10 protein-coding genes and 2 pseudogenes are annotated in these 10,311 nt (G+C 41.7%); 8 read left to right on the forward strand and 4 right to left on the reverse strand.

The features are described from left to right. The first annotated feature begins 56 nt into the window (after positions 1 to 56). Entirely contained in the window at positions 57 to 197 is a 141-nt protein-coding gene (locus AACW45_RS26995; RefSeq protein ID WP_190636088.1) for a hypothetical protein, read from the forward strand. Here AACW45_RS26995 and AACW45_RS27000 read toward each other — a convergent pair. Then, entirely contained in the window at positions 180 to 833 is a 654-nt protein-coding gene (locus AACW45_RS27000; RefSeq protein WP_190636090.1) for a DUF3386 domain-containing protein, read from the reverse strand. The genes AACW45_RS26995 and AACW45_RS27000 overlap by 18 nt on opposite strands. Positions 834 to 936: 103 nt before the next feature. Between AACW45_RS27000 and AACW45_RS27005 the strand changes: the two genes are divergently transcribed. The 6 genes and pseudogenes from AACW45_RS27005 (at position 937) to AACW45_RS27030 (ending at position 5,292) form a co-directional block, all read left to right on the forward strand. Further along, positions 937 to 1,614, forward strand: coding sequence for a helix-turn-helix transcriptional regulator (locus AACW45_RS27005; RefSeq protein ID WP_190636091.1), 678 nt, complete (start codon positions 937 to 939; stop codon positions 1,612 to 1,614). A gap of 168 nt (positions 1,615 to 1,782) precedes the next feature. Continuing rightward, positions 1,783 to 2,424, forward strand: a complete 642-nt coding sequence (locus AACW45_RS27010; protein WP_190636106.1) for a hypothetical protein — start codon at positions 1,783 to 1,785, stop codon at positions 2,422 to 2,424. 192 nt (positions 2,425 to 2,616) lie between these two features. After that, entirely contained in the window at positions 2,617 to 3,624 is a 1,008-nt protein-coding gene (locus tag AACW45_RS27015) for an aspartate carbamoyltransferase catalytic subunit (protein WP_190636092.1), read from the forward strand. Between the two features lie 93 nt (positions 3,625 to 3,717). Further along, a pseudogene (locus AACW45_RS27020) lies at positions 3,718 to 3,972 on the forward strand (ArsR/SmtB family transcription factor); the annotation flags it as partial. Between the two features lie 126 nt (positions 3,973 to 4,098). Continuing rightward, positions 4,099 to 4,575 (forward strand): annotated as a pseudogene (locus AACW45_RS27025) (Clp protease N-terminal domain-containing protein); the annotation flags it as partial. A 273-nt stretch (positions 4,576 to 4,848) separates the two neighbouring features. Beyond that, complete coding sequence (locus AACW45_RS27030; RefSeq protein WP_190636093.1) at positions 4,849 to 5,292, forward strand: pentapeptide repeat-containing protein; 444 nt, start codon at positions 4,849 to 4,851, stop codon at positions 5,290 to 5,292. 57 nt (positions 5,293 to 5,349) lie between these two features. Here the strand turns inward: AACW45_RS27030 and AACW45_RS27035 are convergent, their stop codons facing one another. The 3 genes from AACW45_RS27035 to AACW45_RS27045 all read right to left on the reverse strand — a co-directional run bounded on the left by AACW45_RS27035 (position 5,350) and on the right by AACW45_RS27045 (position 10,072). Then, complete coding sequence (locus tag AACW45_RS27035) at positions 5,350 to 6,690, reverse strand: TldD/PmbA family protein (protein WP_190636094.1); 1,341 nt, start codon at positions 6,688 to 6,690, stop codon at positions 5,350 to 5,352. 294 nt (positions 6,691 to 6,984) lie between these two features. After that, positions 6,985 to 8,457 (reverse strand): TldD/PmbA family protein, encoded by a 1,473-nt coding sequence (locus AACW45_RS27040; protein ID WP_190636095.1) that lies wholly within the window; start codon positions 8,455 to 8,457, stop codon positions 6,985 to 6,987. A gap of 133 nt (positions 8,458 to 8,590) precedes the next feature. Beyond that, positions 8,591 to 10,072, reverse strand: coding sequence for a CoA-acylating methylmalonate-semialdehyde dehydrogenase (locus AACW45_RS27045; protein ID WP_190636096.1), 1,482 nt, complete (start codon positions 10,070 to 10,072; stop codon positions 8,591 to 8,593). 139 nt (positions 10,073 to 10,211) lie between these two features. On the opposite strand from AACW45_RS27045, the gene AACW45_RS27050 reads away from it, so the two are divergent. Continuing rightward, a partial coding sequence (locus AACW45_RS27050) for a helix-turn-helix domain-containing protein (protein ID WP_190636097.1) occupies positions 10,212 to 10,311 on the forward strand: 100 nt, incomplete at its 3' end.

The raw sequence follows: 10,311 nt of genomic DNA on the forward strand, positions 1-10,311 counted from the left end.
AAAGCGATCGCCTGAATTTTAATCGTTTCATTCCTATATATTGATATAGTACAGTAATGAATGCCCCAACTCCTGACCATTGTACAGACGCGATTCATCGCGTCTCTGTCTCTAACAAAAAAGCGATCGCACCAGAAGAAATGCGATCGCTCATTATGAGATTAAGGAGTGAAAGTAAATTAAGCAGTCGGTTCTAACAACTGGATATTAGAGAAGATAAATTCCTGAGTTGTAACTTTTCCTTCAATCTCAGTCTTAATTTCCCGGCGATTGAGAATGAAATACTGACCAACTTTTTCATATTCATCGGTAAACTCACTTCTACCACCCTTTTGTTCACCTGTTGCCGGGTCATGGTATACAGAATCGTAGGTGTGAGACAAATAGCCTTCGCCAGTTTGGTGACTGCTAAAGGTATCAATGGTCACAAAAGTACCGTGAACCAAACGATGAACGTGGCTAACTTCATTATTGCGGACTTTATATTTATCGCCCTCAGCCTTACCACCAACTAAAATTTCTACAGAACCATCAGCTTCGGTAGCGCCATAGCTGAAAGTATTAGCACTGTGGGTATCTTCAAAAGCACGGCGGACACGGTGAATCGCGATTTCCCAAGCTTGATATTGAATCGCTTGCTTGGCTTGATCGTCCGATGCATCTGAAACTTCCGCCTTAAGATTAGCGCTAACGACTACCTTAGCTGTAGCCACTTGAGCGTCATTTTTCAAGGTAACATCAGCTGTATAGCCAGGAAAATCCTTGTCCCAAGTGTAACGATTTTCATAAGCAGCCCGGAAAAGTTCCTGAGCAGAAATTTGTGTAACTGTCATGTGTTTACCTATAGCCAGTAGTGATATTAGCGTTTTTGCTTTCCTTGGTATTAGCATAGAAGTAATTGTGAAGCTCCGCATAGTCCCCAACTGGGTACACTTTATGACTAATTCTCTTCATGCTGCATTTGCTGCGATCGCTAACGTCGGCAATGAGCAAGAGCTAAAACTCGCGCTCACGGACAAAATTAGCGAACATTTTGGCGTGCAACATTGGGGTATCTCTTTCATAGATGACCAGTCAAAGACTGAGATTGATGTTTCCGATATTCCCGCCGTCTGCTTACAAGGTAATCCCATCGGACGCTACGTAGTTGAGCGTCATGCACCTGCGCACGAGCAATTAATACTATCAGAACAAGATTGGAAGCATATTTGTCCGCGTCACGATCACGAACATGTAATGACAGGCCCCATAGTCTGTGACGGTCGTCTGGTAGGAACCCTCAACTTAGCTCGCGCTCAAGGTAGTCCACCCTTTGACGGTAACGATTTAGCCGATTTGAGTGCTTTATGCATTCACATTTCCGCAAAAATTGCCACCTTGCGGGCAAAACCTCAAATTATCAAACCCTCATTACCTAACCCCCTCACACCAAGGGAGTTAGAAATTGCTGAATTAGTCGCTCAAGGCTTAACCAATGGGGAAATCGCCGCTCGGCTGTGGATTAGCCAAAATTCTGTCAAGCAAGCCCTCAAACGCATGTTTCGTAAGCTTGGGGTATCAGCGCGGACAGAAATGGTGACAAAGCTACATTCAACAATAACTCGTAATTTATGAAAATCTATCGTTATGGTTTAAATTTAAATCCATATCCATTAGGACTTACGCACATTCTACGAACTCTTGGCGTACTTGGCGTCTTGGCGGTTCCATAAATTAAGGATTTGGAAAATTTTTGCGTAAGTCCATATCCATAACGGAATAAAAAATTTGGCTGATGCTTTTATGAACCGCCCGTGCATTCTGCAAGCAGGTACAAGTGACACATTTAGTAAATATTTTGAACTGCCTTATGCACCAGCTGAGATTCTTGCAGAATTTAATTGTACTTATCAACGTCAACGGCTGGATTTACCAAAATATAGAGATAAACTTAATGGTTTAGACTTTTTAAGCGGCTACTTGTCAAGAAATTTAGCCTACGTTAACCCCATAAGTGAAATGGCAAGAAGAGAGGTATTAATTGCCCCCACTTTATTAGAAATTTGTGCAGAAACCCAAACTCAATTAAATATTGAATATCCCATTAATGTTAACGAACAGTTAAAAGGTAGCTTTGATTATTACATTAACAGTGATGCGGGAATATTAGTAATTGAAGCCAAGCAATCTGATTTAGGTCGAGGATTTACTCAATTAGCAGTAGAATTAATTGCCCTTGATCAATGGACACAATCACCAACACCTCTACTTTATGGCGCTGTCACCACAGGAGAAGATTGGCGATTTGGTATATTTCACCGTCAAGAAAAACGCATTGTTCAAGATTTAAAACTTTATCGCGTACCTGAAGAATTAGAAGAATTACTGCGGATTTTGGTAGGAATTATTGTTGCGCCTATATCATTAACTGAGGAGAAGAGTTGAGTTATCGAAAAAGTGCGATCGCATCAGAGATTGCTAAATTTCTGTCAACAGTCAACAGTCAACAGTCAACAAATTAATTGTTTTTTTAGAGTTCGCTAAAAGACAGGTGGTATCATTGCCTCTGCATATGTAAATTAAAAGCTGTAGAGAACTACTTAATCATCATCTCTACGTAAAAACCGAACAATATTTATGCCTACTACCACCTGGAATCGTCATCACATTCTTTCCCTTAACGACTTTACTACCGTTGAATACGATGCTGTATTGCAAACAGCTGCGAGTTTCCAAGAAGTGCTATCGCGACGCACAAAGAAAGTACCAACTTTACAGGGACAGGTGGTGGCGAATTTGTTCTTTGAACCTTCTACCCGCACTCGCAGTAGTTTTGAAATCGCTGCTAAACGTCTCAGCGCAGATACCCTCAATTTTGCCGCCGCTACTTCTTCCATGACAAAGGGCGAGACAATTTTAGATACAGCGAAGACTTATTTGGCGATGGGAACTGATATTATGGTGATTCGCCATCGAGAAGCTGGAGTACCAAATGCGATCGCACAAGAAATGGATCGTTTAGGTGTTAAAGTTAGCGTACTCAATGCCGGTGACGGTCAACACGAGCATCCATCCCAAGCATTGCTAGACTTATTCACCATCTGTACTTTAATCGATCCAGCCAATCCCCACATAGAATTGTTAAAAGGTAAAAAAATTGCCATTGTTGGCGATATTCTTCATTCTCGTGTAGCGCGATCGAATATTTGGAGTTTAACAGCCAGTGGTGCAGAAGTTCATTTAGCCGCACCCCCAACCCTCTTACCCAAAATCTTTGCCGAGTATTTCTCAGAAGAAACAACTTCTCCCCAGCGTCAGCTATTTTTACATTGGGAACTAGAACCTGCTTTACGCGACGCTGATTTTGTCATGACTTTGCGCCTGCAAAAAGAACGCATGACTGCCCATTTATTACCTAGTTTGCGAGAATATCATCAATTATTTGGCATTACTCGCGATAAATTGCAACTTTGCCAACCTAATGTCAAAGTATTGCACCCAGGGCCAGTCAATCGCGGTGTGGAAATTAGCTCCGACTTGATGGACGATCCAGAATTTAGCTTAATTCAAGCACAAGTTACCAGTGGTGTAGCCGTGCGGATGGCCTTGTTATATCTCATTGGTAGCGGTAAAGTCTCAGCCTAATCATAAAACACACCCGTAGGGGCGGGGTCTCCCCGCCCTTAGTTTCTATTGAGCATGAGTTGACAAAACTATTATTTCGATTATTCTAGAAATATGGCAATAAATAATGAAGACACAGCTCGCTATGCAGATATCTTTGCTGCATTAGGTTCAGAGCCACGTTTAGAAATTATGCGGTTGCTGTTTGCGAGTTATCCAGATGGAATGACAGTAGGCGAGATTCAGGAAAAGCTGAAGATTCCTAACTCCACCCTATCGCACCATTTGGAAAAGCTGAGAATTGAAGGATTAGTTAATAGCCGCAAAGACAAGCAATTTTTGTGGTATTCCGCCAATGCAGAGACAATGGAAGATTTATTGTCTTTTTTGTCTACCGGAAGAACAAAACGCGATCACAATCTTGATGCAATCAACAATATATCCCAGCAGGAGGGGTTTATGTTGGAAAGATTTTTTGAATCGATTTTTGAAAAAATCTTAGGATTTACATCTAATAGATTCCACCTCAGAGGTTTTGAAAGATTCACCCAAAAAGCCTTGATAGCTATATCCATAGCGCAAAGTGAATCTCGCCGCTTAGGACATCGATACATTGGTACCGAGCAAATATTGCTAGGACTCGTTGGTGAAGGTAGCGGTTTTGCAGCACAGTTTCTCAACTCTGTAGGGGTAAACTTAGAAAATGCTCAAATTGAGGTAGAAAAAATTATCGGTAGAGGTCGGGGATTGACACCCCTGGATATTCCATTTACATCCAAAGCTCAGAAAGTATTACAACTAACGGTAGAAGAATCGCGCCAATTAGGTGTGAATTATATTGGCACAGAACATATTTTATTAGGTCTGCTCAAGGGAAGAGAAGCAGATAGAGAACCAGGAGTAGCAATTAAAGTTTTACAAAATCTTGGAGTAGACCTCGCTGACTTAGAACAACGGCTGCGCAGGTCTTTAACGTAGAATTTTGTTAGTTATTTCCAGGGGTATACTCTCAGCATTAGTCAGAAGCTAACTGTATCTTTTGTTCGACACCCGAAAAATTATATTCATCTCTATCTCCCACCTTAAACCTCAACATCCATCAAACAGAGATTTTTCGGGTGTCTTACTCTAACCCAGGTATGAGTACGTAGAAAATATTCGGGTAGTAAATTACGCCAATTGTATGAAGACTTAATTTGAGAATTTGGGAAAATGAGATTGTAGGATTAACAGGAGAAAATCATTATGAGACAGACATTGTTGACAGCAGTAGCTTTATTCAGCACCCTCGCTTTAGCTGCACCAATTTCTGCTCAAGCTAGCGCCAACCAAGCGCAAGTAAAACGCTTGTTAGAAACTGGAGTATGTGCTGGATGTGATTTAACTGGTGTTAATCTTAGCGGTGCGCACTTAATTGGCGCAGATTTGAGAAACGCTAATTTAAAAGGTGCAAATTTAGCAGGTGCAAATTTAGAAGGTGCTGATTTAGCTGGCGCTAATTTGGAAGCTGCTAATTTGAAAGAAGTCTTTGCCAGTGGTACAACCTTCAATAATGCTAATCTTACTAATGCTAATTTAAGCGGAGCTAGTTTACACAATGCTCAAGTAGATGGTGCTGTGATGATTGGAACTAATCTTAATGGCGCTGAGGGATTTGATATTAATCTAGGTATTGGCGGTGAAGAATAATAGTGAAGAGTTAGAAACTAGTATTAACTCTAATTTCTAACCCCCAACTCTTAAATCTTAATCACCAGTAATCGAGAGTTCATTCACCCAAATGCGAGGACAAACACCACCTGGTGTTAACTCAGGCTCTTTTTCTACGCAAATAATCGATTGCAAAACTTCTAAGAAATCGCCGGCGACTGTTGCAGATTCAATACTAGTTTTCTCACCTTTATTAATTAACCAACCATCAAAAGGTAGAGAAAAAGAACCTTGTAAAGCCTTCACGCCCGCATGTAAAGCTTGTAAATCATCAATCAAAATTACATTTTCCGCAGTCTCTAAGCTTAATTCTTGCTCAGGTTCGGCGGCTCTAAATACATGAAAAAAGTTAGGACTAACGCTAACTTTTGCACCAATACTTGCATTACCTGTTGGTTGAGCATTCATTCTTTTCGCAGTTCCCGCACTGTGAAGGAAGCCCGCTAAAACGCCCTTTTCAATCAAAGAAACCTGACGAGTAGGTGTACCTTCACCATCAAAAGTTTCTGCACCAATATTAGCAGGGTGTAGTGCATCATCAACTACAGAAAGTAGGGGCGAAGCAATCTGCTTACCGATATCATCAGCAGTTGATAAACTTTGATTATCGAGAATATTTTGGGCATTATATAAATTAGAAAAAGCACCCAACAAACTTAAGAAAGCTTCCGGTGAGAACACAACTAAATATTTACCAGACTTGATTTTTTCATAATTCAAGTGGCTGATAGTTTTCTCAGCAGTTTCTTGAATACAACCATTGATGTCTAATTTTTCTACACCCCGGTTGACTCTAAAAGCGCCAGCACTGCGAGGTTTTCTTCCTTCCTCTTCGGTTTTACTGTAAAGATATACCGATGCGATAGAGTGTGATTCTGTTCTGACTGCGCCTGCACTATTGAGATAAAATCTGTCAATATCTCTTTGCGCCAAACCATTATATGGTACACCGTTAATTGCGGGATGAGCTGATAGTAATTCTTTTTCAGCTACCAATAATTTTTCGATAAGTTCCGAAACAGGTGCTTGAGGTACTTTGTCATGAGGTGTATTTTCAATAGGAATAGTAGCCTCTGGACTAAAATCAGGAACATTTTCCTTAACACCAAAAAAACTAGCTTCATAGGCAGTTTTTAAAGCTAATTCTAATCCTTTGGGGTCTACATCCGTAGTGCTGGTGACACCCATTGTATTCTCTTCATTCCAGACACGAACTGTTACACCAGAACGATTAGAAGCTTTAACTTGTTTTGGTTCACCTTGGTCTACCTGGACGCTAGTTTCGTCTACAGTAGAACCATAAATATCGAATTTTTGAATACCAAGTTTCTCAGCATTTTCCTTGGCATAATTTGCAATCTCATTGATAGTTGGCATAGTCAATTTTGGATTTTGGATTTTGGATTTTTAACCCATGAATGACACAAATATATATCTTTATCTGTGTTCATTGATGGTTCTAATTAATTGTGTTTCACCACAAGAATACCTAAGTAAAGTGTTGCCTTAATTAATCACAACTTCTCTTCATAAAAACTCCGCGTACCTTTGCGCTAGACTCTGTGTTCCTCTGCGTTTAAAAACTCCAAAAGAGTAGCCGTTACCGCAGGCTAGAACACAAAGGACGCAAAGAAAGAGATAGGTAATCTTGTAACGAGGAGAAATTAACTATTAGCGTCCACCTACGGTAATAGAATCAACCTTAATATGAGGCTGTCCTACTGTAGTGTAAATACTGCCGCTAACAGAACCACAAAAACCAGGTGCAAGTTCTAAATCTTGGGAACACATGGAAATTTTATTCATAATTTCCTTAGCTTCACCAATTAGAATTGCGCCTTTTAATGGCTTAGTAATTTTGCCATTTTCAATTAAATAAGCTTCATCAACGCCAAAGTTAAATTGACCTGTAGCACCAACGCTACCACCACCCATTTTTTTACAGTAAATGCCTTTATCAATGGAGGCAAATAAATCATCAACGCTGTATTCGCCAGGTGCAATATAAGTATTCCGCATCCGGCTAGCAGCAGCAAAGGTATAATTTTGGCGGCGTCCGCTACCGGTTCTGGGGTGTCCAGTGCGCCAAGAACCTGTTCTATCTGCTAAAAAGTTCTTAAGAACACCTTTCTCAATTAATAATGTTCTTTGCGCCGGCATACCTTCATCATCCATGTCTATGGTACCAAAGGCATTGTCGGCTCGTCCTTCATCCCAAGCTGTTAGGCTTTCGTGGGCAATTTTTTCGCCTTTTTTATCAGCAAAAGGTGTGGTATTTTTTTCTATTTGTGTGGTTTCTAATAAATGTCCGCAAGCTTCGTGGAAAATCACGCCACCAAAGTGATTCGCCATAATAATCGGGTAAGTACCAGATTCCACATAATCTGCATAAAGCATTTTACCAGCAGATTCGGATATTTGCTCGGCGGCTTGTTGGTAATCCCAAGTTCTTAAGAAGTTAGCATCGCTGGTATTACCTGCACGTTCGCCAATAGAGGCGCGATTAGCACCATCGGCACAGAGTAGGTTAAAGCCTACAGATTGGGTGAGGCGGATATCACGGGCAAAAGTTCCATCACTGGCGGCGACTAATACTTCTTGCCAATCGCGGAAATAGCTGGCACGACGGGATTGCACGTGGCTGGCTTTTTTCTGGAGTTGGGCAGTACCATCAAGTAGAACTTCTCCCATTTCGCGGATAGAACTACACAGTGGTAACCAACCATCTTTACCGCGTTTTGTAGCGTAATCTCTAAGTAATTCTAAATTGATTTCGGGGATAAAAGCTGTGGGTGCGGGTAATTGCAATCCCAGGATAGAAAGACCTTTTTCTAAGGCTGCTTTCAACCCAGAGAAGGAAAGGTTATTGGTGCTGACATAGCAATCAGCTTTACCGCGAAATACTCTTACGCCTGCGCCTGTGGCAAGACTGGGTGAAATACTGGTGATGGCGTCATCTTCAGCTAGACAGCTGATATAGTTGCGACGTTCTAGGTAAAATTCGATAAAGTCGGCACCTGCGGCGCGTCCTAGTCCCAAAAGGGTAGCCAGAGGGGCTTCCCAAGTGTCATCGAATCGTTCCGATGTGGAAGAATATTGTAAGGTGGGGAGCTGGTTCGAGAGAAGTAGAGTACTTGTAAGCATGAATAGCCTCGTCTGCTGGCGTGTTCAGAGATTTGACCGAAAATTCCTAGTGTGCTTAGTCTAACAAATCAGTAAAAGCCACAGTTGGTGGTAAATTGGTAGGGTTTTCCACCATTTAGCTTTTGTTTTTGGGTTAAAATTGGCGCGACCAGTTGCTAGGCCAGCGTTCGACTACGACTTTGGTTTGGGTAAAAAATTCGACGGCGTGATTGCTTTGACCGTGTAAATCGCCAAAAAAGCTTTCTTTCCAACCGCTAAAGGGAAAAAATGCCATTGGTGCAGCTACACCAATATTGATGCCAATGTTACCAGCTTCAGCTTCGTAGCGGAATTTACGTGCAGCTGCACCACTGCTGGTGAATAGACAAGCCATGTTACCATATTGACCGCTATTAACTAAGGCGATCGCATCTTCAATACTATCTAAATGAATTAAGCTCAGTACAGGGCCAAAAATCTCTGTACGGGCGATTTCACCTGCGGGATTGACGTTTTCTAAAATTGTTGGGGAGATAAAATTACCTTGTTCGTAACCAGATATCTGTGGTTTTCGTCCATCAATTAACAAATTTGCTCCTTCTTCTACCCCTTGCTGAATTAATCCCTCAATTCTGGTTTTACTCCTGACATCAATTACTGGCCCCATTTCCACGCCTTTGTCTAAACCGTTACCTACCACCCGGTTTTTGGCAGTTTCGGCTATAGCTTCGGTAAACGAGTTACGTGCATCAGCAACGGTAATGGCTATCGATGCAGCTAAACAACGTTGTCCCGCACAACCAAAGGCGCTATCTGCTGCAATGCGTGTAGTCATGTCTATATCTGCATCTGGTAAAACAATCAGGGGGTTTTTCGCCCCACCTTGACATTGCACTCGTTTACCATTGGCGGCGGCGCGGCTATATATATATTTAGCCACTGGTGTGGAACCAACAAAACTAATGGCTTTGATTTGCGGATGATCTAAAATGGCATCGACAGCTTCTTTACCGCCATTAACTAAATTAATTACCCCTTTAGGTAAACCTGTTTTATCTAGCAGGTGGAAGATTTTTTGCATTGTCAGGGGTACCTTTTCTGAAGGTTTGACAATGTAGGTATTGCCAGTTGCGATCGCATAAGGTAAAAACCAAAAAGGAATCATCCCCGGAAAATTAAACGGACAAATCACCGCCGCCACTCCTAAGGGTTGGCGAATCATCATCTCATCAATTCCTTTGGCGATATCTTCCAAATTCGTCCCTTGCATCATCATGGGGATTCCGCAAGCAACTTCCACATTTTCAATCGCCCGTCGCATTTCCCCCTGAGACTCAGCTAAAGTCTTACCGCACTCTCTGGTGATGGTTCGCGCCAAATCTGCAAAATCTTCTTCCAACAGATTTTTCAGCTTAAATAAATACTGTACCCTTTCCGTCGGTGGAGTACGTCGCCATGTCGCAAACGCCGCCACCGCCGCCGCAACTGCTTGATTTACCTCAGACGCAGGTGATAAAGGTACTTGCGCTAATATTTCTGCGGTTGCTGGATTGATGACATCTAAATATTCTGTAGCGTTTGTTGATGTACACCACTGACCATTGATGTAGTTGGGTAAGATTGGCATTGTACTCATGGGGCAAATTGAGATTTTTCAGTGAATAGATGCAGCAATATGGTTATCGAAAATTTGGGTTTAAAACCTCCCCCTTCCAGGGGGACTTTACATGAGTAGGGATTCATTTTACCATAGAAGCTATAGTTTGGTAAGCACAATGTTGAAAGCCTACAAATACAGAATCTATCCGACTGGTGAGCAGGTAGTATTGCTTGCAAAGTCGTTTGGATGTGTACGTTGGTTTTACAATTTTGCGC

The sequence above is a fragment of the Calothrix sp. FACHB-168 genome, from assembly GCF_963889195.1.
GTDB classification, from domain to species: Bacteria; Cyanobacteriota; Cyanobacteriia; order Cyanobacteriales; family Nostocaceae; genus Aulosira; species Aulosira anomala_A.